Origin of the sequence: uncultured Shimia sp. (assembly GCF_913054185.1) — a bacterium.
In the GTDB taxonomy this organism is placed as follows: Bacteria; Pseudomonadota; Alphaproteobacteria; order Rhodobacterales; family Rhodobacteraceae; genus Shimia.
Map to the genome: position 1 here is coordinate 22,443 of NZ_CAJXIV010000016.1, position 22,478 is coordinate 44,920.

At 56.7% G+C, this 22,478-nt stretch carries 18 protein-coding genes; 12 read left to right on the forward strand and 6 right to left on the reverse strand.

Annotated elements, in window-relative coordinates; translation table 11 throughout:
* Positions 1-137: 137 nt before the first annotated feature.
* Genes QZ517_RS05620 through QZ517_RS05630 form a run of 3 tightly spaced genes read left to right on the forward strand, consistent with a single transcriptional unit; the run spans position 138 to position 5,409 of the window.
* The gene (locus tag QZ517_RS05620) at positions 138-1,934 is read left to right on the forward strand and encodes an adenylate/guanylate cyclase domain-containing protein (RefSeq protein WP_294223454.1); all 1,797 of its coding nucleotides are present in this window, start codon (positions 138-140) and stop codon (positions 1,932-1,934) included.
* Between the two features lie 38 nt (positions 1,935-1,972).
* Complete coding sequence (locus tag QZ517_RS05625; protein ID WP_294223458.1) at positions 1,973-3,268, forward strand: phosphatase PAP2 family protein; 1,296 nt, start codon at positions 1,973-1,975, stop codon at positions 3,266-3,268.
* Positions 3,265-5,409, forward strand: a complete 2,145-nt coding sequence (locus QZ517_RS05630; protein ID WP_294223460.1) for a S8 family serine peptidase — start codon at positions 3,265-3,267, stop codon at positions 5,407-5,409. Before QZ517_RS05625 ends, QZ517_RS05630 begins: the two co-directional genes overlap by 4 nt.
* 7 nt (positions 5,410-5,416) lie before the next feature.
* On the opposite strand, the gene QZ517_RS05635 is transcribed toward QZ517_RS05630, so the two are convergent.
* The 3 genes from QZ517_RS05635 to QZ517_RS05645 form a co-directional block, all read right to left on the reverse strand.
* Entirely contained in the window at positions 5,417-5,983 is a 567-nt protein-coding gene (locus QZ517_RS05635) for a 3-hydroxyanthranilate 3,4-dioxygenase (RefSeq protein ID WP_294223463.1), read from the reverse strand.
* 101 nt (positions 5,984-6,084) lie between these two features.
* Positions 6,085-6,984, reverse strand: a complete 900-nt coding sequence (locus QZ517_RS05640) for a DMT family transporter (protein ID WP_294223465.1) — start codon at positions 6,982-6,984, stop codon at positions 6,085-6,087.
* A gap of 2 nt (positions 6,985-6,986) precedes the next feature.
* Positions 6,987-7,940, reverse strand: a complete 954-nt coding sequence (locus QZ517_RS05645) for a dihydrodipicolinate synthase family protein (RefSeq protein ID WP_294223468.1) — start codon at positions 7,938-7,940, stop codon at positions 6,987-6,989.
* A 141-nt stretch (positions 7,941-8,081) separates the two neighbouring features.
* Between QZ517_RS05645 and QZ517_RS05650 the strand changes: the two genes are divergently transcribed.
* From QZ517_RS05650 to QZ517_RS05670, 5 genes are all read left to right on the forward strand, one after another.
* Positions 8,082-8,855, forward strand: a complete 774-nt coding sequence (locus tag QZ517_RS05650; protein WP_294223470.1) for an aspartate dehydrogenase — start codon at positions 8,082-8,084, stop codon at positions 8,853-8,855.
* Between the two features lie 7 nt (positions 8,856-8,862).
* Positions 8,863-9,807 (forward strand): LysR substrate-binding domain-containing protein, encoded by a 945-nt coding sequence (locus tag QZ517_RS05655; RefSeq protein ID WP_294223473.1) that lies wholly within the window; start codon positions 8,863-8,865, stop codon positions 9,805-9,807.
* Between the two features lie 120 nt (positions 9,808-9,927).
* Complete coding sequence (locus tag QZ517_RS05660) at positions 9,928-11,364, forward strand: NAD-dependent succinate-semialdehyde dehydrogenase (RefSeq protein ID WP_294223479.1); 1,437 nt, start codon at positions 9,928-9,930, stop codon at positions 11,362-11,364.
* Between the two features lie 42 nt (positions 11,365-11,406).
* The gene (gene kynU / locus QZ517_RS05665) at positions 11,407-12,603 is read left to right on the forward strand and encodes a kynureninase (RefSeq protein ID WP_294223484.1); all 1,197 of its coding nucleotides are present in this window, start codon (positions 11,407-11,409) and stop codon (positions 12,601-12,603) included.
* A gap of 194 nt (positions 12,604-12,797) precedes the next feature.
* On the forward strand, positions 12,798-13,487 hold the full coding sequence (locus QZ517_RS05670; RefSeq protein ID WP_294223487.1) for a GntR family transcriptional regulator: 690 nt from the start codon (positions 12,798-12,800) through the stop codon (positions 13,485-13,487).
* 2 nt (positions 13,488-13,489) lie between these two features.
* Here QZ517_RS05670 and QZ517_RS05675 read toward each other — a convergent pair whose 3' ends face one another.
* Complete coding sequence (locus QZ517_RS05675) at positions 13,490-14,854, reverse strand: formimidoylglutamate deiminase (protein ID WP_294223490.1); 1,365 nt, start codon at positions 14,852-14,854, stop codon at positions 13,490-13,492.
* 76 nt (positions 14,855-14,930) lie between these two features.
* Between QZ517_RS05675 and hutI the strand changes: the two genes are divergently transcribed.
* Genes hutI through hutU form a run of 4 tightly spaced genes read left to right on the forward strand, consistent with a single transcriptional unit; the run spans position 14,931 to position 20,143 of the window.
* Positions 14,931-16,124: an imidazolonepropionase gene (hutI, locus tag QZ517_RS05680; protein ID WP_294223492.1), complete on the forward strand. Its 1,194-nt coding sequence runs from the start codon at positions 14,931-14,933 to the stop codon at positions 16,122-16,124.
* Complete coding sequence (gene hutH / locus QZ517_RS05685) at positions 16,121-17,659, forward strand: histidine ammonia-lyase (RefSeq protein WP_294223495.1); 1,539 nt, start codon at positions 16,121-16,123, stop codon at positions 17,657-17,659. Before hutI ends, hutH begins: the two co-directional genes overlap by 4 nt.
* On the forward strand, positions 17,656-18,459 hold the full coding sequence (gene hutG / locus QZ517_RS05690; protein WP_294223500.1) for an N-formylglutamate deformylase: 804 nt from the start codon (positions 17,656-17,658) through the stop codon (positions 18,457-18,459). Before hutH ends, hutG begins: the two co-directional genes overlap by 4 nt.
* A gap of 10 nt (positions 18,460-18,469) precedes the next feature.
* Positions 18,470-20,143, forward strand: coding sequence for a urocanate hydratase (gene hutU / locus QZ517_RS05695; RefSeq protein ID WP_294223503.1), 1,674 nt, complete (start codon positions 18,470-18,472; stop codon positions 20,141-20,143).
* A gap of 135 nt (positions 20,144-20,278) precedes the next feature.
* Here hutU and QZ517_RS05700 read toward each other — a convergent pair whose 3' ends face one another.
* Both QZ517_RS05700 and QZ517_RS05705 read right to left on the reverse strand, forming a co-directional pair.
* Positions 20,279-20,782 carry a J domain-containing protein gene (locus tag QZ517_RS05700; protein WP_294223505.1) on the reverse strand — a complete coding sequence of 168 codons (504 nt, stop codon included), beginning with the start codon at positions 20,780-20,782 and terminating at the stop codon, positions 20,279-20,281.
* A gap of 228 nt (positions 20,783-21,010) precedes the next feature.
* Entirely contained in the window at positions 21,011-22,324 is a 1,314-nt protein-coding gene (locus tag QZ517_RS05705) for a hypothetical protein (RefSeq protein ID WP_294223509.1), read from the reverse strand.
* Positions 22,325-22,478: the final 154 nt, after the last annotated feature.

Sequence of the window (22,478 nt, forward strand, 5' to 3'; positions counted from 1 at the left end):
TAGGTCGAGGATTTTTAGTGTTTTCCCGTCAGGCGGGTTTGAAGCCTTGCGCCTTGTTTTTGGGCGATTTTTACGAAGATGCAAATTTGCGTAAATTGGCTATACTTGGGGTTTAACCTATTGGTGGAGTGCTTCGCATGGCGGGCACACGCGCGACCTTTGTTGATGAGGTCGAGGGACTTCAAACATTGCAACGCGCATCCGAAACGGTCGTTTTCGCAGATGTCGTGGATTCCGTGCGCCTGATAGACAAAGACGAAGAAGGCACCATTCAAAGATGGCTCAGCTTTGTCGACGACATTGAAAGCGATCTCAAAACCCGAAAGTCCGGACGAATTGTCAAACGCCTTGGCGATGGAATTATGCTGGAATTTGATGACCCTTCGGAAGCTGTGCATGTGGCGCTGAGAATGCGCAAGACGCTGGCCACACAGAACCAGCGCACACCGGCCATGCAGCATATTGGCATTCGCATTGGCATGCATTCTGGTCAGGTACTGCGTACACCAGATTCCGATTTGTACGGGCGCCACGTGAATATTGCTGCCCGATTGGCCGCTGCCGCCCAGCCCGGAGAGGTAATGGCGTCAGTTGAGGTGAGAGATACCTTGGCCAATAGCATGGATGCAGAATTTGAGGACATCGGCCAAATTTATCTGAAAAACGTCCCTGACCCGGTTCATGCCTTTCGTGTTGTTGGCACTGATGAGGTTTCTCCGGTTGCGCCATTGATGTCGCCTGAGGATTTGCTGCCCACAATTGCTGTGCTTCCGCTGATGATGCGCAACAGCGCGGAGGCATCTGTTTGGGGAGGCATGTTGGCGGACGACTTGACGGTTGCCCTATCCCGCTCTCATCGGATGAATGTTATCTCGCACTTGTCAACGCTCGCAATTTCGGTCGAGAGAAACACGCCGGCTGAACTTTCCAAAAAACTGGGGGCCGATTTCTTATTGTCTGGGTCGTGTTCCGTGGGGCAAGACCGGCATATCCTAGATCTCAGCCTGTCTCGGCCACGCTCAGGGCATGTTATTTGGTCTGATCGGATTGAGGTTGATGCCGCTGAGGTGCTGCAAAAGAACCTGATATTCTCAGAGGTGGCCAACGAAGTTCACCTGGCCATTCTGGATTTGGAAACGCGGCGGGCGATGAGCTTCCCGGTGCCAACCTTGGATGGGTACGAAATTCTGATGGCGGCGGTTGCGTTGATGCACCGCCTGTCCCCAACAGATTTTGCCCGTGCGGGTGAGCTGCTTGATGCCTTGATAGATCGGATGCCATTCAACCCTGTGCCGTTGGCTTGGAAGTCGCGCTGGCATGTGCTGAAGGTTGTGCAGGGATGGTCCACAGATTTGCAGGCGGAGGCCGCATCCGCGCTCAATCATACGCGCCGCGCGCTTGATCTTGATCCGACAAACACCGGCGCGCTGATTGCGGAAGGGTTTGTCCAAACCAATCTGTTGCATGATTTGTACGAGGCGGAGGAGCTTTATAACAGCGCGTTGGAGTACGCCCCAAATGAGGCCACAGGCCGCGCGCTGCGAGGCACGCTTTACGCGTTTCGCGGCGAAGGCCGGAAAGCCGTGCGTGATGCGGAACGGTCGTTGCACCTTGCGCCACGCGACCCGCACCGGTTCTTTTTTCAGTGTCTGGCGGGCAGTGCCAGCATGGTCGCCGAGGATTACCCGCGCGCGCATGAATTGATCAAAAGCTCACTGCGTCTCAATCGCTTGCATATGTCGTCACTGCGCATGCTGGCGGTCATTGAGTGGCGGATGGGCAATCATGAGGCCGCGCGCAACACTGCGCAAAAGATCGGTCGGTTGGATCCGGCATTTACCATCAGTAGATGGAAACGCAGCACGCCAAGCGCCGAATTCCCGGTGGGTGTCGCGTTTGCCCAAACCTTAAAAGAGATCGGAATTCCAGACTGACAAGGCATTGAAACTGAACATATATGGAGGATTTTCTCATGAGCAACGCATCCAACGTGGCACCGGAAGGTGCCTTTGGCGCATTTGGAGCCTTTGGGGCTTTTTCTGGCAGCGGCGCCTTTGGTGCTTTTGGGGCGTTTGGCGCACCCGGACCAGCCGATCCACCGCTGATTTCGCAGGCCTTGATCACCAATCATGATGGAATTTCCGGCACATGGGCACCGGTCACTGGGGCTTCGGTGCTTCCAAATTCAGAAGAAACAACCGCCTATTTATCGAAACTGTCAGTCCCTGTGCGGGCCAGCATATTTGCATTTGAACTGGGAAGCCGCATTGGTTTTGGCTTTGAACAATCCTCATCCGCCAGTGCCTCCAATTGGGCGCAGGTGTACCATTTGGAAACGGTTGCGCCCCCGAGCGCCACCACTGCGGTGCCGCATCCCGTTCCCGGCACCAAGTATCAACATCTCATCGCCATGAGGCGTCCCACACAGGAGATATTTGCCAAGCAGCTGACGCTGGTCGCAAATTACGCGGACTTGCGCCAAGACCGTATGGCCGAGATTTTGGCGCAGCTGGGCACACCAACAGAGTTTTTGCGCGCAATCGCCTACATTGAGCCAGCGCGAACGCCGTTCACCATTGAGCTTTTGGCAACCGCACATTGGCTGGCGAATTTTGTGGAAATGCGGCTCAAATACGCGCTTGCCTGCAAACGGCCGAATGAGTTTTCGCCACAAATTCAGCCGATGATCTGGACCCCGTCCCACGGCAGCCTGCCAAGTGGTCATGCTACCGAGGCGTTTACAATGGCGCGGGTTCTTTGGGCGTTGCTGCGCACCTTAGGTGTTAAACCTTATTCGGAGGGCATCTGGGGCGAAATGTTGATGCGCCAAGCGGCGCGGATTGCCATCAATCGTACGGTCGCTGGTGTGCACTTCCCTGTCGATAGTGCCGCTGGTGCCGTTCTGGGGCTCACGCTTGGGAAATACTTCGTGGACCGATGCACGCAAGTTGCGCCACATACCAGTTGGTCCTTTGATGGGCGCCATTACCCGGACACTTTGGACTTTGACTGGCGGGCGTATTTTGACCCAAGAAATCCTGCAATTGGTCACGATCCTGAACAGAAAGCGCCGCCGTCAGACGGACAAGCTGCGCCTTATGTGAGCAAGACCAATATTGCAAACCCAGAGCAAAACCAGATCCGATCGCGGCCGTTGGAGTGGCTCTGGCGCATGGCGGCGGCGGAATGGGCGGATCTGGCCGCGGACACTGAGACGGCGGCGGTGACCGGGCCAGGAGGCGTATCGGGTGGGGGCGCAAGCCAATGACCATCACATGGACAGACCTTTCCCGAAGCCAACAACCGCGGGACCTGTTGACCTACTTTGCGCTCAACGCGATGCAGCGGTTTTTTGAGGCAGATCGTGATTTTGTCAATGAAACCCCAGTTGGTCTCGATCCTGTGGATTATGAGGATCAAATGTGGCTGGCGCTGGTTTCTGTGGCAAAAACCGCCAACAATGAACGGAGCTGGTCGCTCCAGGATCTGCTGAACAAAGCTGGTGATTACGATCCGCCACTTCCAGAGGGAGCGGTGATCATTCCCGGAGAATACGACCTTTCTTACAGAGAACGGACCGATCTTGATGTTGTCAGCATTTATGCAAAGCGGGCCTACCTCAACGCGGCCAACGCAGCGGACGGCGAGCGCAGGCTGGGCATTGCGTCCATAACTACCTGTGCGCCGCTTGATCGGCGGTCGCTGCATCTTTCATCAGACCCGTTTGCCCCGCGAACTGTGACCCAATCAATCTCGTCCGAAGCTGTAGTGACTGCCGTGATTGATCATGGAATTGCGATAGCCCATGATCTTTTCCGCCGCGAGGAAAATGGAAAGCTGGCCCTGAGCCGCGTCGACTTTTTCCTCAACATGGATGATGTCTCTCAAACATCTGGGCTTCTGCAAGCATCACTTGGGCGGGTCTGGACGCGATCTGAAATCGAAACTGTCCTGGAAAAGCACCTTCACAATGGCTTGCTTGATGAGGCCGAAGTGTATCGCGAACTGGGGCTGATCAATTGGCAAGATCGCCCCTTTAACTCCTGCGCGCATCGGGTGTCTCATGGCACACATGTGGCCGGTTTGGCGGCTGGGTATGATGCTGATGAACCTGTTGGCGATGATCGGCGCATCATTGCGATCCAATTGCCCACCAGTGTCGTCCGCAACACGATGGGATTTGGTATTGAAACAACAATTGAAAAGGCGCTTGAGTTTGTTGCTGAACACATTCAAAACTATGAGCAGGACGGAGAGCCGGTCACCCCACCTCTGGTGATTAATTTCAGTTTCGGGAATTTTTTGGGTCCACATGACGGCACTGGTGTGGTGTCCCGTGCCATTCATGCGGCTTTGGCTGATATGTCTCAAGCGACAAACCGGCCGCGGCTACTGTTACTGCCGTCTGGCAACGGCAACCTGTCCCGCTGTCATGCTGTGATTGAGCTGACGGAGCAAGCGCCTGAAAAGGAAATTGATTGGGAGCTGCAGCCGTCAGATCGAAGCGCATCAGTACTGAGCATTTGGCTGCCGTTGATGCCAGATATTCCGGATGCGGCTTTGTCCTTAAGCATTACCTTACCCGGTGAGAGTGAGGCTCATACCATCACTGTGGGCATGGTCCCTCGGTTCACCTTGATAAACCGAACTGCTCCGGGCGGGGGGGAGGTTGTGATTGGAATTGTGATCTATTGTCCGCCACAAGCCCCGACGTTTCGCGGGCAGATCATGATTGTGGCGCTTCCCACTGACAATCCGAAAGATGTGCGTCCTGTGGCGCCCTTTGGCAATTGGACATTGCGCTTTGCCAAAAGGGAAGGCGTGGGGCCCCTAAAGTTAAATGCTTGGGTGCAACGGGATGAAACTTTGCCTGGATTTCCCGAGTTTGGGCGCCAGTCCCGCCTCAGTGACCAAAACTATCCCAGGTTTAAGTTACCCAGTGGCAAAACGCTTGATGAAGACCTTTCGAGCCGGCCAAGTTTGGTGCGGAGAGCGGGTATGATCAATGGCATTGGCTGTGGCACCTTGCCTGCTGTCATCGCCGGCTATGTGAATTCAGATGGCAAAATGGCGACATATTCTGCAGGCGGGCCGACCTTAAACATCAGCAGACTGTTTGGGCCAGATGCCTCCGCGGTCAGCGACGACAGCGTGGCTCTGCATGGTGTTTTAAGTGCGGGTTCAAGCAGCGGCTCGCGCGTTAGTATGAATGGCACCAGCGTGTCGACACCCCAAGTGGCCCGGTGGGCGGCGGATAAAATGGCTGCCGCGCCCAATGTGTCGTTTGGGCGCGCGGATGTGTTCGCGCAAGCACTGACAGACGATCCGTATCAACCGGACAAACCGGCACCCACGCGCACTGGCGGGGGACGTTTAAGACTGCCTTCGGTCTTTGGTGGACTGCGGTAGCTAAGCGTTATAACTGCACCCACTCTGCAGGTGGCTTTCCTTTGCCAGGGTGCAGTTCCCCACACTTGGGGCAGGTGCGTGCCTCGGTGCTGTTGTGGAAGGCGTCATAGATTTTGGGCAAAGCGGTGACGATGCCTTCGGGATCCTCCAGCGATACTTCTTCGCGATGCACAAGAGCTTCGCAGTTAAAGCAGAACCACTCAAACCCCTCTTTCATGCCGGGTTGCCGAGGGGCCTCGACCACGATCCCGATGGAGCCTTCCTGTGGCCGCTGCGGGGCATGCCGGGTGTGTGGTGGCAGCATAAAAACTTCACCTTCCCGCACCGGGACGTCATAGATTTTCCCGCCTTCAGCGATTTTGAGCATCATGTCGCCTTTTTGCTGAAAGAACCATTCCTCAACCGGATCGTCATGGAAATCGACCCGTGTGTTGGGGCCGCCGACCACCATCACAATCATGCCATCGCCATCTTTATGAAGTAGCTGGTTGCCAACGGGCGGGCGCAGCTTGTCCTCGTTTTCGGCAACCCATTTATTGAAGTTGAAGGGCTTTAACGTTGGATGGCTGCTCATTTGTTTTCTCCCGGTGGACACATCTGCTCTCTCAAAGCCTAAGACAAATGGCGCTCCGAAAATAAGGTATTCAAGGAATTTTGCTATCGGAATTTTGAATATCAGATGGGCACTGCCAGCATCATTGTGATCCCCATGACGGCAAGTAAAGCCGCGACAAACAGGCGGCCAACGGCGATTGGCTCACCGCTGCGGAGCAAAACAATGAGGGCTGCTGAAAAAAGCACATCAAGCGATCCAATTACGGAAACCGCCAAAACGGACGTAGATTGAAGCGCCAGGAACTGAAGCACCTGCCCGAAACTCAGCGCAAGGGCCGTGATCCAATGCCAAGGCCCACGATCGATCAAAAGTGTGCGTGGCCCCCGAGATGTGTTGGCATGCATCGCGGCTACAACGGGGAACCAGATGCAGCCTATCAATGCGCCTATGAGGGCTCCGAGGGTCGGATCGGGCAATCTCTGCAGCCCCCAAGATCTGAGGGCATAAGAAAGGGCGTAGAAAAAGGCAGAGGCGACCCCGAGCGCCAATCCAGTTGAGACCGAAGCGGGGAGGTACCAACTGGGGGTGCGGAGGTAGAAAACGATGCCTAGCAGCACAACAAGGCCACCAAGAACTTCCCTTGAATGCGGCACTTGGCCAACCACCACAAAAGCAAGCGGCAGCGCAAAAACTGGTGTTAATCGGCGCAACAAACCTGTGGTGACCGCACCGACCTGTTCGGCGGCGCGATACATGGTGATGCGCCCAAGAACGGTTGAAAACAGGCCCGCCGCCGCAAAAGCAGCCACGGCGATGAGTGCGCTTTCAGACTTCAGATGAGTGAGGGAAGACCTGCCCCAGACCAGCCAAAGTGCTGCCGACAGGCAGGCCGTTGTGACAACCGCGAGGAACACGCCTTTGTCGCCTTGTGCTGTGGCCTTGCCTTTTACTATGGAGACGCCCGCAAGCCCGTAAGCAAACGCGGCCAATAGGGCATAGACCTCACCCGTGGCAGGCAAAATCAGAGCCTGAGGCCGCAGGATTGAAACGCAGCTGCGGTGGCGGATTTTTCGGCGTCGGTCAATTCCAGCATTGGATGCCGCACGTGGCCGCCCACTTGGCCAAGAAGCTCTTGCCAGTATTTGCCATGTGCCGTTGGTTTGCCGGCCGGTTTGGTGGATTTGATCGCCTCGCGCACAGGATCAAGGCTGTCGCGAACACGCCGCGCCTCGTCAAACTTACCGGCAAAGGCCAATTCGGTGTATTCATGCATCCGCAGATCGTTTTTGCTCTGCAATTGATAGGGGGGCGATGAGCACAGATAGAGTTGCCATTTCAACTCTTCGATATTGTCCAACCAATCGTCTTCGAGGGAGGTTGAGACCAGGATTTTGTGGCCAACCATCTTTGTCAGCCGCGCATACATCTCCCGTGGGACGGAGTATTTGATCGCCATTATGTTGGGCAGGTCGGCAATGCGCGCACAGGTTTCAGGCGCCATGAGATAGCCGCTGTCAGGGTGGCTCCACATCGCGATGCCAATGTCGAGGCGGTCACACAGGTATTTGTAATAGTTATACAAAACCTCATCTCGATCGTGGCAGAAACTCAACATCGGGGCGTGAACCACCACGTAGTCAGCACCACAGTTCTGCGCGTGTCGTCCCAATTCAAGAACCATGTCGACGCTTTGATCGGAGATCGACATGATTGTCCCAGCCTTGCCTGCGCATTCTTCGGCCGCGACGGTCATGTTCCGTTTGCGCTCTTCCAGAGACATCGACCAGAATTCGCCTTGTTTGCCCGCAATAAACAGCCCTTGGATATGAAGGTCATCAATCCAATGGCGAATGTTGCTGCGCAGGCCGGCTTCATTCATCGCGCCATCGGCATCGAAGGGATTCAGGGCGGCGGCCCAAATGCCACGCATGGTTTCGCGGGCATAGGCTTTTGCCTCGTGTTTTTTGTATTGCATGGGACGCTCTCCGAATTCGATCTGTGTCATAGAGACCAGAATTCTCATAGTTGGCCACGTCTTTGCGTTTATGCGGGTATTCAATATTTTGATAGCTGGCGCCCTGGGAATTCGTGTAGGGGGTGGGCAAAGGAGCTGACAATGAAAATTGGTATTATTGGCGACGGTGCAATTGCACGGTATGTGCGGAGCCATCTGGACGACACACATGTTTGCATTGTGCGGCCCAACAAGATCCGTGGCGTGCAGGCCAGCGATACAACTTTGCGCGTCGCGGACGCATCGCAAATCCCTGACGATACGGGCCTGATGATTGATTGCGCAGGCCATTCAGCTTTGGCGCAGCACGGTCCCTTGATCCTGCAGCGTGGGATCAGCTTGGTGACCGTGTCGCTTGGGGCGCTTGCGGATGCGCAGTTGTACAGTGAGCTGAAATCGGCGGCCCGCCAGGGAGCGTCTCAGCTGCACCTCGCCAGTGGGGCGATTGGTGCCTTGGATTGCTTGCGCGCCGCCAAGGTTGGGGGGCTGGACACGGTCACCTATTTGGGTCGAAAACCGCCACAAGGGTGGATTGGATCCCCAGCGGAAACCACATTGGATTTGGAGACGCTGAAGATTCCAAGTGTGCATTTTGACGGAAATGCGCGTGAGGCGGCGACCGCATACCCCAAAAACGCCAATGTCGCCGCCGCCGTGGCTTTGGCGGGTGTTGGTTTTGATCAGACACAGGTCAGGCTGATTGCGGATCCAAGCATTGATGCAAACATCCACGAGCTGAGTGCGACAGGCGAATTTGGCTCTTTCACGTTTCGGATCGAAGGCAAAGCCTTGCCGGACAATCCCAAAAGTTCCGCACTTGCGGCCATGAGTGTTGTGGCGGCGATTGACCGGATGCAAGCTGCAATCACAAGTTAGGAAAACCATGGCTGCGAAACATACGCGCATACTTGATCGGGCTCTCACCCGGCTCAAACTGCGTCAGCTCCGCTTATTGATCGCCGTGAGTGAACAGGGCAGCATTCAGAATGCGGCGCGTGGGCTTGGCATCTCTCAGCCGGCGGCCAGCAAAATGATCCAAGATCTGGAGGTGGATTTTGAGGTCAAACTGTTTGAGCGCACCAATCGCGGGGTTGTGCCAACCCTGTTTGGGGAAGTCCTGATCCGCCACGGCAAGTTGATTTTTGCACAAGTGTCAAACGCGGCTCAGGAGCTCGATGACCTGAACGAAGGCAATTCAGGGCGTGTTGTTATAGGAACGCTGCTGGCGGCTTCTCCCGAGTTGTTGCCAAATGCCGTGGCGCTCCTGTTGGAGGAACGCCCCAATGTCGCTGTGAAGATTGTTGAGGGAACAAACGACATCTTGATGCCCGCTTTGTCCGCGGGTGAAATTGATTTGGTGGTTGGGCGCCTGCCAAGCCATCGGCATCGTGCGGAAACGGTCCAGGAAAAGCTCTATGATGAGCAAATAAGAGCCGTGGTCGGGCCGCGACATCCGCTTTGCAATTCAAAGGATCTGCAGTTTTCTGATCTCACGCACTTCCCGTGGATACTGCCACCGATTGAAACCACCCTGCGCCGCCAAATTGACCGCTTCTTTGTCCAAAATGGTCCTTATCAGCCAGAAACCTGCATTGAATCCGTGTCGTATCTAGCAAACCGTGCGCTTTTGCAGTCCCGCGACTTTGTGTGCCTCATGCCCTCTCATGTCGCGGCGCTGGACATCCAACAGGGGATTTTGTGCAAGTTGGATTGGGGCCCGCCGTTTGGGGCTGGGTCTGTCGGGGTTTCTTATCGCAACAGCAATGCGCTGTCTCCGGCAAGTGCGGCTTTCCTGTCAATCCTTAAGCGGGTTGCTCGCGACGGGTGAGGCACACCTCAGACCAAGTGATATCAAAAAAGCTGATATCCACATCGCCTCAATGCGGTTGAGCTGATGCCGGTGTGGGTGAGACACTACAGCAAAGCAACCGATATTCGTGAGGCCCGCATGGCGACCTATCCAAAGTTAGGACTATTTATTGGCGGCAAATGGCGCAAAGCCAAAAGGGACATGCCGGTCATCAATCCGGCAACCGAAGAGGAGCTTGGCCGCCTTCCTTGCGCCAGTCAGTCCGATCTGCAGGATGCGATTGATGCCGCTGAAGCAGGGTTGCAGATTTGGAGCAGAACCGCCCCACGTGAACGCGCTGACACAATTTTGCGCGCCGCAAGCATTATGCGGGATCGCCAAGAAGAGATTGCTCAGGCGATCACCGCCGAACACGGCAAACCTTTGGCGCAAGCTCGCCTCGAAGTCATTCGAGGTGTTGAATTTTTTGAATGGGACGCTGGTGAGGCGATGCGGATGTACGGGCGGGTGATCCCCGCCGCCAGAGGATCCAAGCTGTCGGTGCATCATCACCCGGTTGGTGTGGTGGCCGCGTTTTCCCCTTGGAATTTCCCGATGAGCCAACCCGCGCGCAAGATTGCAGGGGCGCTGGCCTCCGGGTGTTCCATTGTTCTGAAAGCGGCAGAAGAAACCCCTGCTGGTGCCATCCATATTGTGCGCGCTTTTGAAGACGCCGGCTTGCCTCCAGGTGTTCTAAATCTTGTGTTTGGCGTGCCTTCAGTAATTTCTGAATTCATGATCCCCCAGCCTTCGGTGGGCCTCGTTGCGCTCACAGGATCCACGGTGGTTGGGCGGCATCTCACGGCCCTTGCGGCCCGGCATGACACGCGGGCGTTGATGGAACTTGGGGGGCATGCGCCGGTTATTGTGTGCGAAGACACCGACGTCGAGAAAGCGGCCCTGAGCGGTGCCGTGCGAAAAATGCGGAACGCGGGGCAGGTCTGCACCTCGCCGACGCGCTTCTTCATTCACGAGAGTATTTTTGATCGGTTCGTTGAGACATTTGTAAAACGCGCCTCGGAGACGGTTGTGGGCAATGGCATCACCGAGGGTGTTGAAATGGGTCCAACGGCCAATGAACGGCGTGTTCCCGTTCTGACGGCCCTTGTCGAAGATGCCGTCAGCAAAGGTTCAATCTTGCGCACAGGTGGGGCGCGTCATGGCGCTGTTGGGTATTTCTTCCAACCCACGGTGCTGACAAATGTGCCGCCTGATGCTGCGATCATGCAAGAAGAGCCCTTTGGCCCCATCGCGGTTCTGAACCCTGTGGCCAATCTTGACGATGCCATCGCGGCGGCAAACGCCGTACCATACGGATTGGCCGGGTATGGGTTCACCAATCGGGCGGATTACATCGATCGCATGATTGACGACGTGCAAGTTGGCAACCTGTCGATCAACACGCTCGAAGCCTCTTTGCCCGAAACACCTTTCGGCGGCATCAAATCTAGTGGCTACGGCCGCGAAGGTGGGGCCGAGGGTTTGGACAACTACCTCACAATCAAGAATGTTTGGCATTCCGCCCAAATTGCTTGATCCAAACACCAACCTGATAACCATCTGCCACTAGGTGAAAAAATGACTGATTTCAACAAAACCCGGGCCATGTTCGACATACCTGAGGGCATGATCTACCTCAACGGCAACTCGCTGGGCCCAATGCCCAAAGCGGCGCCCGAGGCGATCAATAACTTCCTTCAGGACGAGTGGAAAACCGAGCTTATCAAAGGCTGGAACACCAAAGGTTGGTGGATGCAGACCAACACGCTTGGAGATCGCGTTGGGCGTCTGATTGGGGCGCCTGAAGGCACCACGGTTGTCAGCGACACGCTGTCGATCAAAGTGTTTCAGGCGGTCTCCGCCGGGTTGGCTCTGGTGCCTGACCGCAAGGTGATCCTCTCAGACAACGGCAATTTCCCGACTGACCTGTATATCGCGGAAGGTCTGATAAAGCTCAAGGACGCGGGCTACGAGTTGCGTATCCCGGATCCTGAAAACGTGATCGATAACATCACGGACGAAGTAGCGGTGGTTATGGTCACCGAAGTTGATTACCGCACGGGCCGCAAACACGACATGTCGGCCCTGATCGAAAAGGCTCATGCTGTTGGCGCGGTTGTTGTCTGGGATCTGGCCCACTCCTGTGGGGCAATCCCGGTGGATGTGATGGCGACGGATGTGGATTTTGCCATTGGCTGTACCTACAAATATGTCAATGGCGGCCCTGGTGCGCCCGCGTTCATCTACGTTGCGCCTCGATTGTTGGACAGCGTGGAGCCTTACCTGTCTGGTTGGTACGGACATGAAAGCCCCTTTGCGTTTGACACCGATTACCGCCCAATGCCTGGAAAGATCGACCGGATGCGCATTGGCACACCATCGATTGCTGCGTTTTCGCTGCTGAGCGCGGCTTTAGACGTCTGGGAAGATGTTGACATGACCGATCTGCTTCAGCGGTCGATAGACCTCAGCGAGTTGTTCATCAAAGAGGTCGAAGCCCGGTGTCCGGGGGTGACCTTTGCTGGGCCGCGCGACCCAATGCAACGTGGCAGCCATGTACCTTTTACGTTTGAGCACGGCTATGCCTGTATGCAGGCACTGATTGCAAACAATGTGATTGGCGATTTCCGTGCGCCAAACGTCATGCGGTTTGGCATCACACCGCTGTTTATAAACGAAGAGGACATTATGAAGGCGGTCGATACGCTTGCCGACATTTTGGCCAAAGAAACATGGAAAGAAGAGCGCTTTCAGGTGCGGGCCAAAGTGACCTAAGCGTCGTCATTGCTATGATGCCTTCCAAGTGAAAGGCCCCAATCTTGCAAACGAGGTTGGGGCTTTTTTGTTGCCAACAACAAATATGCGCGGCACGAGGGTGATGTTCTCAATCATGTGCAACCAATAAAATCAGTTTAACTTTGTTATGTACGCACTAAAGTGAGTGTTCGACGCAAAGAGGATGCGAGCTGATGAAAACCGCCTTTCGGGATGTGAAAGAAGACATTCGGCGCCGGATTGTGCGAGGCGTTTGGGGGGCAGGGGATCTTTTGCCCAATGAGGTGGATCTGGCCCAGGAGTTCCAATGCGCGCGCGCCACGGTCAATCGCGCCATGCGTGAGTTGGCGGATGAGGGGTTGGTTGAGCGGAAGCGCAAAGCGGGCACACGCGTGTTGTCGTCACCGGTGCGTCAGGCTCGGTTTCACATTCCTATTGTGCGCAAGGAGATTGAGGGCCGTGGCGCGATGTATCGCTATGCATTGGTCAATCGTGAAATTATCGACACGCCGGATTGGCTGCGGGCGCGTCTTGGTCTGGAACAAGGTAAACAGGTGCTGCATCTAACCTGTATGCATTACGGAGATAGCAGCCCTTATCAGTATGAAGATCGTTGGATCAATTTGGCGGCGCTTCCGCAGGCGGCAGATGCGGATTTTGAGACAGTTGGACCCAACGAGTGGCTGATCGCTGAGGTGCCTTATTCTGACGCTGAGATTAGCTTCTCTGCGCTCACGGCGGAAGCGGAGGTTGCCAAACATCTGGGCTGCGCTGAGGGGGATCCGCTTTTTCTAGCGGAGCGCTCAACCTGGTTTGAGACCCGTGCGATCACCTATGTGAGATTGGTGTTTCACCGTGGGTATCGCATGACAACGCGGTATTGAGGTCAGAGTCCGTCGCGCAGCGGTTTGACCGCTTTGCGATAGGCGGCAGCGATTTTGTCGCGGTGGATGTGGCGGCCGTGCTGAACCATGTGGCGTCCGGCGGACCAGACATCCGTGACCATGCGATTGTCGCCGGTAAAGACAAAACTGTCGAGGAGGGTGTCGCCTTGTAAGCCAGTGAGGTCGAGATGGTCTGTGTCCAGCGCCAGAAGATCGGCCCAAGCGCCAACCTCCACCTTGCCGGCCCCTCTTCCAGCGGCTTGTGCTCCGCCCGCAGAGATGGCGTCAATCATGCGACGCCCGGTTGAATGCTCTGTTGAGGCAAGAGCGGCGCGGCTGTGGTCGCGCAGGCGTTGGCTGGTGTCGAGTTGGCGCAGTTCTTCGGCTAGGGAAATCCGAATGTTGCTGTCTGATCCAATCGAGATGCGGCCGCCCGCGTCCATCCAACGCACGGCGCGGAAAATTCCGTCCCCCAGAGAAGCTTCGGTCAGAGGGCATAGCCCGGCGACGGCACCGGTTTTGGCCAGCGTCTCGGTTTCATATGGCAACATTTGTGTAAGATGGATCAGGCACCAACGGTCATCCAATGGCAGGTTGTCCAGCGCCCATTCGACAGGGCGGGCATGCCAGCTGGCTTGGATCTCTTCAACCTCAGGAATTTGCTCCGCAAGATGCAGATGCACGGGCCCATCAGGTACCAATTCCGCAGCTCTGCGCAGAGCGCTTTGCCCAACGGCCCGTAGGGAATGGGGCGCAACACCCAAGTTGGCATCATCCGGCAGGACAGTGAGCGCGGCGCGGGAGGCTTCAATCATGCGCGCAAAGCGGTCTGGGTCATTGCCAAACCGCACCTGCCCAGGAGCCAGAGGGCGTTGGTCACAGCCGCCAAATTGATAGTGCACCGGCAGGAGTGTCAGTCCAATTCCGGAGGTTTCCGCGGCAGCGACGATCCGCTCTGCCATTTCACCAATCTGATCATAAGGAACGCCTCCGGGTTGGTGATGCAGGTAGTGGAACTCCACATTGGTGGCAAAACCCGCCTCAAGCATTTCCATCTGCACCAGTGCGGCGATGGCCTGCACTTGCTCCGGGGTGAGGGCGTCAAGAAAGCGGAACATGAGGTGCCGCCAGGTCCAGAAGCTGTCGGTCTTGTTTTCGCCCCGCCGTTCCGTGAGGCCTGCCATGGCCCGTTGAAAGGCGTGGCTGTGGCTGTTGGCCGGGGCCGGCATCAAGGCGCCAACCCTAAGACCTTCTGGGGTTCTGTTCGCCTTGATGTCGGAAATGCGGCCATCCGCGCCAATTTTTATCCGAACATCCTTGGCCCATCCATTGGAGGTCAGTGCCTGCTCTGCCCAAATGATGCTCATGACGGTTCCCTGCTTGACTGAATATTATGTGCAGACATAATGCAAATTAATCTGACTCGGCAAGGGATTCGTCGTCATGCTCCTAACAAACGCCACTTTGGCCACCATGACCGGGGGAGAAGCCTACGGGCTGATCGCCGAGGGTGCGATCGCGATTGAGGGGGAGCGCATTGTTTGGGTGGGGGCGCAGGCCGATTTGCCCGCTAACTATGCGGAGTTGCATTCGCAGGATTTGGGCGGGCGGCTGGTGACGCCGGCGCTGATTGATTGTCACACACATATTGTGGCTGGCGGCAATCGGGCACGTGAGTTTGAGATGCGGTTGCATGGCGCAAGCTATGAAGAGATTGCGCGGGCAGGGGGCGGGATTGTCTCGACCGTGAAAGCCACGCGGGCGGCGTCTGAAGGCGAGTTGCTGGCGGATGCGCTGCCGAAGGTCGACGCGTTGATTGCTGAAGGCACAACGCTCATTGAGGTCAAGTCCGGTTACGGGTTGGACTTGGAAACGGAACTGAAGATGTTGCGTGTCGCGCGTCGGATCGAAACCGTGCGCCCGATCCGGGTCGTGACAACCTTCCTTGGGGCGCATGCGGTGCCGCCGGAGTTTGCCGGACAAGGCGACGCCTACATCGACACAGTGTGCATTCCGGCGCTGCGGGCTGCTCATGAAGAGGGGCTGGTGGATGCGGTGGACGGATTTTGCGAGGGGATCGCGTTTCAGCCCGCGCAGATCGCACGCGTGTTTGAAGTGGCGCGTGAATTGGGCCTGCCGATCAAGTTACACGCGGAGCAGCTATCCAATCTTGGAGGGGCAAAACTGGCCGCCAGCTATGGCGCGTTGAGCGCGGATCATATCGAGTATCTGGATGAAGACGGCGTCGCGGCGATGGCCTCGGCGGGAACGACGGCTGTGATTTTGCCCGGGGCGTTTTATACTTTGCGCGAAACTCAGGTGCCGCCAATTGAGGCGTTGCGCAAACACGGCGTGCCAATGGCGCTGGCGACGGATGCCAATCCTGGCTCCTCACCGCTGACCTCGCTTTTGTTGACGATGAACATGGGCTGTACGCTGTTTCGCATGACGCCTGAGGAAGCTTTGGCCGGGGTTACTCGCAATGCAGCGCTGGCGCTTGGCGCTGCGGATTGCGGCACAATTGAAGAGAACAAACGGGCCGATTTGGCCGTGTGGGATGTCAGCCACCCGGCTGAGCTTGCTTATCGCATCGGGTTCAACCCGTTGCATCACCGTATCTTTGGAGGTCGCGCATGAGCGTGTTTGAACTCACCCCTGGCGTTGTGACGCTGGAACAACTGGCGGATGTGTATTGGAATGAGCGTGCTGTCACGTTGAACCCGGTCTGCAAACCTGCGGTGGATAATGCGGCGAGGCGTATTGATGCGGCCGCGGCAGGAGATGTGGCAGTTTATGGCGTGAACACAGGGTTTGGCAAATTGGCCAGCCTTAAGATCGCACCGGAAGACACGGCCACGTTGCAGCGCAATTTGATCCTGAGCCATTGCTGCGGCGTGGGTGGGGCGGTGCCTCGGCGGATGGCCCGGTTGATGATAACTCTCAAGCTGTTGAGCTTTGGGCGTGGGGCCAGCGGGGTGCGCTGGGACTACGTCGAGCTGCTGCAAGACATGCTGGCCAAAGGCGTGACACCGGTGATCCCGGCGCAGGGCTCGGTGGGGGCTTCCGGCGATTTGGCACCACTCTCGCACATGACCGCTGTGGTGATTGGAGAAGGGGAGGCGGAATACGCGGGGGAAGTCTTGCCTGGAGCCGAGGCGCTGGCGAAGGCCGGACTGTCACCCATTCAGCTGGGCCCCAAAGAAGGGTTGGCCTTTATCAATGGCACGCAGTTTTCGACGGCTTTTGCACTGGCGGGGCTATTTGAGGCCTGGCAGTCGGCGCAAAACGCACTGGTGATTTCTGCCATGTCGACAGATGCGATCATGGGCTCAACCGCGCCGTTGCAGCCAGAAATTCATCAGTTGCGCGGTCAACGTGGGCAAATAGAGGCGGCAGCAACCATGCGTGCCATCCTCGCAGGCAGCGAAATCCGAGAGAGCCACCGGGATGACGACAGCCGTGTGCAGGACCCGTATTGTATTCGGTGCCAACCACAAGTGACCGGCGCGGCAATGGACGTGATCCGACAGGCAGCCACCACGCTTGAGATTGAGGCCAACGCAGCCACCGACAACCCGTTGGTGCTGACTGAGGCGGGATTGATTGTGTCTGGTGGCAATTTCCATGCGGAGCCTGTGGGCTTTGCCGCAGATATGATTGCCTTGGCGGTGTCAGAGATTGGCGCAATTGCCCAGCGGCGCATTGCGTTGATGGTCGATCCAACGCTGAGCCATGATTTGCCGCCGTTTTTGACGCCGGAGCCGGGACTAAATTCTGGCTTGATGATTGCCGAGGTCACGACGGCTGCGTTGATGAGCGAAAACAAACATTTGGCCAATCCCTGTGTGACGGATTCGACGCCTACGTCTGCCAATCAAGAAGACCATGTGTCCATGGCGGCGCATGGTGCGCGCCGGCTGATACCGATGGTGACCAACCTGAACCGAATTCTCGGGGTAGAGCTGCTCTGTGCCGGGCAGGGTGTTGAATTCCGCACTCCTTTGGTGACGTCTGAGCCGTTGCAATCCGTGCTGATGCGATTGCGACAGGACGTTGCGACGCTTGGGGCTGACCGTTACATGGCGCCGGATCTGGAGGCAGCGGCAAACTTGGTTGCGGCGGGGGCGCTTACAAAAGCTTGTGGCGCAGCCTTGCCGGAGCTGAGCGCATGAACACCGTTGACGTGATCCATGGTGACAGCCCCATCATTTTGGGACAGCCGCATGGTGGTACCTTTGTGCCAGAGGAGGTTTTTGCTCGGCTCAATGCCAAAGGACAGGAATTGGCGGATACCGACTGGCACATCACGCAGCTCTACGACGGGCTGCTGGATGGGGCGACGGTGGTGACATCAAACATCCACCGCTATGTGATTGATGCCAATCGCGATCCCGCAGGCGTTTCACTTTATCCTGGTCAAAACACCACGACGCTGGTGCCGCTCACCGACTTCGACGGGCAAGCGATTTGGCACGGCGGACAAGAGCCATCTGCGGATGAAATTGAAAGCCGACGCGAGGCTTATCATGCGCCGTATCATGCTGCATTGGCGGAACAGATTGCCCGTATGAAAGCCCGCCATGGTGTGGCGATCTTGTATGATTGCCACTCGATCCGATCAGACATTCCCTTTCTTTTTGAGGGGCAACTGCCAGCTTTTTCTATTGGCACCAACATGGGGGCAACCTGCGACGACAGGATTGAGACCGCTGTGAATGAGGCCGCTTTTGCGGCCGACGGCTTTGATGCTGTGTCCAATGGGCGTTTCAAAGGCGGTTGGACCACGCGTCACTATGGCCAGCCGGATCGCAATGAACATGCCATCCAGATGGAGCTGGCGCAGCACACCTATATGCGTGAAGCGGCACCCTGGACCTACCTGCCGGAGCGTGCGGAGACACTGCGCACGCATCTCAAAACCATTCTTCAGACACTCAATGATCTCGCCTTGTCAGGCGTGCTGACCCGATAAGGAGACCGATATGACCGATCCACGCAAGAACACCCGTGATGTTTTCCCGCCTACAGGCACTGAGCTGAATGCCAAAAGTTGGATGACCGAAGCGCCGTTGCGGATGATGATGAACAACCTGCATCCAGATGTGGCAGAGAACCCGCATGAATTGGTGGTGTATGGCGGCATTGGTCGCGCGGCGCGCACTTGGAAAGACTTCGATCTGATTGTCGACACGTTGAAGGACCTTGAGGGCGACGAGACCCTCATTGTGCAATCTGGCAAGCCTGTGGCGGTTGTCAGAACCCACGCAGATGCGCCGCGTGTACTGATTGCCAATTCCAACCTTGTGCCGCATTGGGCCAATTGGGACCACTTCAATGAGCTCGATAAAAAGGGCCTGATGATGTACGGTCAGATGACCGCCGGGTCGTGGATATACATTGGCACACAGGGCATTGTGCAGGGCACTTATGAGACCTTTGCTGAGGCTGGGCGTCAGCATTACGGTGGTGACTTGACCGGCAAATGGGTGCTGACCGGTGGCCTTGGCGGCATGGGCGGGGCGCAGCCTTTGGCGGCGGTCATGGCCGGCGCCTGCTGCCTCGCGGTGGAATGTGACGAGACCCGTGCCGACTTCCGTCTGCGCACCCGCTATGTCGATGAGAAGACTGATAATCTTGATGAGGCGCTGGAGATAATTGGCCGTTGGACCAAGGCGGGCGAGGCCAAATCTGTGGCGCTGATTGGCAACGCGGCTGACATCTTCCCGGAAATCCACAAGCGTGGCATCCGACCGGATATTGTGACGGATCAGACCTCAGCCCATGACCCGGTCAACGGGTATCTGCCGCAGGGCTGGACCGTGGCTGAATGGCGCACAAAGGCAGAGACTGCACCTAAAGAAGTGGAGAAGGCCGCACGCGCAAGCATGAAGGTGCAGGTTGCGGCGATGGTGGCCTTCCATGAAGACGGCGTGCCGACGGTCGATTATGGCAACAATATCCGCCAGATGGCTTTGGAAGAAGGCTTGGAAAATGCCTTTGCGTTCCCGGGGTTCGTGCCAGCCTACATCCGCCCGCTGTTCTGCAAAGGGGTTGGGCCGTTCCGTTGGGCCGCGTTGTCTGGTGATCCTGAGGACATCTACAAAACTGACGCGGCAATGAAGAAGCTGTTTCCTGAGAACACACATCTGCACAATTGGCTCGACATGGCGCGCGATCGGATTGCATTTCAAGGCCTGCCGGCGCGGATTTGCTGGATTGGCTTGGGGGACCGTCACCGCGCAGGGCTGATGTTCAACGAGATGGTCGCGTCTGGCGAGTTGAAGGCACCGGTTGTGATTGGTCGGGATCATCTTGACAGCGGGTCAGTGGCGTCGCCAAACCGCGAAACTGAATCCATGAAAGATGGGTCTGATGCGGTGTCTGACTGGCCATTGCTCAATGCGCTAATCAACACAGCGTCCGGAGCCACTTGGGTCAGTCTGCATCATGGTGGCGGGGTTGGCATGGGATTCAGCCAGCATTCCGGCGTGGTGATTTGTGCCGATGGCACGCCTGAGGCCGCAAAACGCCTAGAACGTGTGCTGTGGAATGATCCGGCCTCTGGTGTTTGGCGTCATGCGGATGCGGGTTATGACAGCGCAGTAGAGTGCGCCCGTGACCATGGATTGCGCCTGCCTGGTATTTTGGGGAAGTGAAGTCTCTTTCACCTGCCTTGGAACGCTAAACCACTTGCCAGTTTTATTTCGGCAAAACTGGCAAAATCGCATAGCTCCATGGCCGTGGAGTTAGTGATACTCGAGGTAGAGTGAAATTGGCTGGACGTCTTCAGTTCAGCGACAGGCTGAAAAGGTAGGACGGCGGGCGGCGGCGTTCAGGCTTTTGCGCGTTTGTTCAAAAACTGCGCAAGCGGCGTCAATTAAGCGTTGTTCCTGTGGGCTGCGAAAGGCGCGGCGTTTGGGTGTGGTTTCGCGAGTTGCGGTCTGTTCTCGCTTCGGCTCTTGTTTGGCTTTGCTCGTGCTATGAGTGTCATGCGCGTTGGTTGTGCGGGGGCGTTGCGTCTGCTTCGTGGTGCGTGCTGTGCGTTTTGCCTGCGCCTTGGGTTTCTGACGCTTGTTGGGCGTTGGCTGCATGCCTTTTTGCAGGCGATGATGCGCCACAGCGTCATATGCTGCGTTGATCTCGCCCATGCGGTGGGTGGCTTCTTCTGGGTCGGTCCGGGCGAGGTCCGGATGGTAGCTCCGCACCAGCTTGCGCCAAGCGGAGCGCATTTCTTTGTCGCTGACCTCAGGTGTCACGCCCAAAATCTGGTATGCTTTTGCAATCTTGTCTTTCATACCGGGGGCCTCGCTTCGCTGGATGCGGTCGTTAATCATTTGGTAATAATTTGAACTACCTTTTCTGCGAGATGTCCGGAAGCCGGGTCTAGAGTGCGTGGTTAACACATCTAAAGATTAACCTTGATCTGGATTGCGAGAGTTCGAGTTGAGGTAAGGCGCTGCCGAAAAAGCAAAAAGCCCCGGCGCGGGGGCGTCGAGGCTTTCGGTCTTTTGATGTGTTGGTGATCAGTTTGTTTTGATCAGGTGTTGGGCAACCATGTCGTGGTCGAGCCACAGAACGGGGCCGTCAGGATTTCCAGCGGACCCAAAGATCAGCGCACCGGTGGCGTTCACCACGTGCTGGCTGAGCACGTCACTGACCAGCTCCTTACGGTTGCTGTGCAGGGCCACGATGTCCTGAGAGGTGCCGACGGTCATGTCGACCTGATCGGCGGAGTTGTTCATCGGCCATGCGGTGAAGTTGTAGAACGGCTGCATCGCGTCGCTTTGCTGGTAGTCCTGTACGGTCTTCAGCACGCTTTCGAGGGTCACATCTTCTTTCAGCAGGCCTTGGCATTCCGCCCAAAGTGCATCAACCCATGCCCCGCCCCCTTCGAGGCGCAGCGCTTCCAGTAGCGGCAACAAGGACAGCTCGATGCCAGCAAAGACGTCAGACGAGTTGGTGCGGATTTCCGGGCAGTTGAAGACGGTGGCTTTAACGCCATTGTCCCAAGCTTTTTGCGCAAACTGCTCCAGGTTCATTTTGGCGAAGCCTTGGGTGTAGCTGGTGTAGGTTTGCCAACGGTACTCGCCACCGATCAGCACGCGGGTGCCGTGGTATCCGTAGGCAGAATAGCGCACCTGGCCGCCGTCAGCTTCGATCTTGCCGCGCAGCTCGGCGCTGTGCTCGAGCAAGTGGCCAAAGCTGTTGGCGGTCACTTCATCAAAGTTCTGCAGGATCAATTTGCCCAGGTCGGCGTCCAGAAGGGCTTGGGAAGACATGTGACGTGCGCCGCGGCCTTTGTAGATGCGGTTGGCAATTGCCAGGAAGGCTTTCGCGCGAGGAATGCCGCCTGCCATGGTGTGGGCAAAGTGCACGTTTTTGCCAGCAGGAATGTGATCAGCAAGTGCGCCCATGACCTCTTTCAATGCGCCGGTGAAGCGGGCAGTGCCTGTCTCGCGGCAGGCGTCAACCTTGTCCCAATCGAGCTTGAACTCTTGCCAGTTGTCCAGCGTCATCGCTTTGAGCATGTCGGTTGGGGTGTCGCCACCTTCGGGCGCGTCCATGTCAAAGCCAGCCATCAACGGGATGTTGATGATCTTACCGCCGAGGTTTTCTTCGGCTTGGGCCAGCTCCTCGTCGGTCAGGGCGCGCAGGGAGCCATCGTCTTCGCGGCGACCCACGGTGATGCCAACAATGGTCATTCCGGCCGCTTTGGCGGCGTCGATCAGGCCTGTGGCGTAGCCGCGTCCAAACAGCTCACCAAAGAGGACAAACACGTCACCCTCACCATAAAGCGTGTTGTTGGGGAGATGTGTCAGAGGGATAGACTGTTCCATTGTGTCTTTCTGTCTTGTGTAGGTGGTGCGGCGGTCGTCAGCCTGCACAAAAATGCGATTTATGTTTAATTGCCTGAGTGGCGCGTAATGGTCAAATCCAGAAACCATTTGAGGGGCAATTGCAACTGGATGTGGGGTTGCCGGAGCACGGTTT

Bases quoted from the DNA above. Each gene is read 5' to 3' on its own strand.
- hutU (WP_294223503.1), top strand. From the start codon at position 18,470: ATGACCGATCCACGCAAGAACACCCGTGATGTTTTCCCGCCTACAGGC.
- kynU (WP_294223484.1), top strand. From the start codon at position 11,407: ATGACTGATTTCAACAAAACCCGGGCCATGTTCGACATACCTGAGGGC.
- QZ517_RS05645 (WP_294223468.1), bottom strand. From the start codon at position 7,940: ATGCAATACAAAAAACACGAGGCAAAAGCCTATGCCCGCGAAACCATG.
- hutI (WP_294223492.1), top strand. From the start codon at position 14,931: ATGCTCCTAACAAACGCCACTTTGGCCACCATGACCGGGGGAGAAGCC.
- hutG (WP_294223500.1), top strand. From the start codon at position 17,656: ATGAACACCGTTGACGTGATCCATGGTGACAGCCCCATCATTTTGGGA.
- QZ517_RS05630 (WP_294223460.1), top strand. From the start codon at position 3,265: ATGACCATCACATGGACAGACCTTTCCCGAAGCCAACAACCGCGGGAC.
- QZ517_RS05620 (WP_294223454.1), top strand. From the start codon at position 138: ATGGCGGGCACACGCGCGACCTTTGTTGATGAGGTCGAGGGACTTCAA.
- QZ517_RS05675 (WP_294223490.1), bottom strand. From the start codon at position 14,854: ATGAGCATCATTTGGGCAGAGCAGGCACTGACCTCCAATGGATGGGCC.
- QZ517_RS05655 (WP_294223473.1), top strand. From the start codon at position 8,863: ATGGCTGCGAAACATACGCGCATACTTGATCGGGCTCTCACCCGGCTC.
- QZ517_RS05660 (WP_294223479.1), top strand. From the start codon at position 9,928: ATGGCGACCTATCCAAAGTTAGGACTATTTATTGGCGGCAAATGGCGC.
- QZ517_RS05700 (WP_294223505.1), bottom strand. From the start codon at position 20,782: ATGAAAGACAAGATTGCAAAAGCATACCAGATTTTGGGCGTGACACCT.
- QZ517_RS05670 (WP_294223487.1), top strand. From the start codon at position 12,798: ATGAAAACCGCCTTTCGGGATGTGAAAGAAGACATTCGGCGCCGGATT.
- hutH (WP_294223495.1), top strand. From the start codon at position 16,121: ATGAGCGTGTTTGAACTCACCCCTGGCGTTGTGACGCTGGAACAACTG.
- QZ517_RS05650 (WP_294223470.1), top strand. From the start codon at position 8,082: ATGAAAATTGGTATTATTGGCGACGGTGCAATTGCACGGTATGTGCGG.
- QZ517_RS05635 (WP_294223463.1), bottom strand. From the start codon at position 5,983: ATGAGCAGCCATCCAACGTTAAAGCCCTTCAACTTCAATAAATGGGTT.
- QZ517_RS05705 (WP_294223509.1), bottom strand. From the start codon at position 22,324: ATGGAACAGTCTATCCCTCTGACACATCTCCCCAACAACACGCTTTAT.
- QZ517_RS05625 (WP_294223458.1), top strand. From the start codon at position 1,973: ATGAGCAACGCATCCAACGTGGCACCGGAAGGTGCCTTTGGCGCATTT.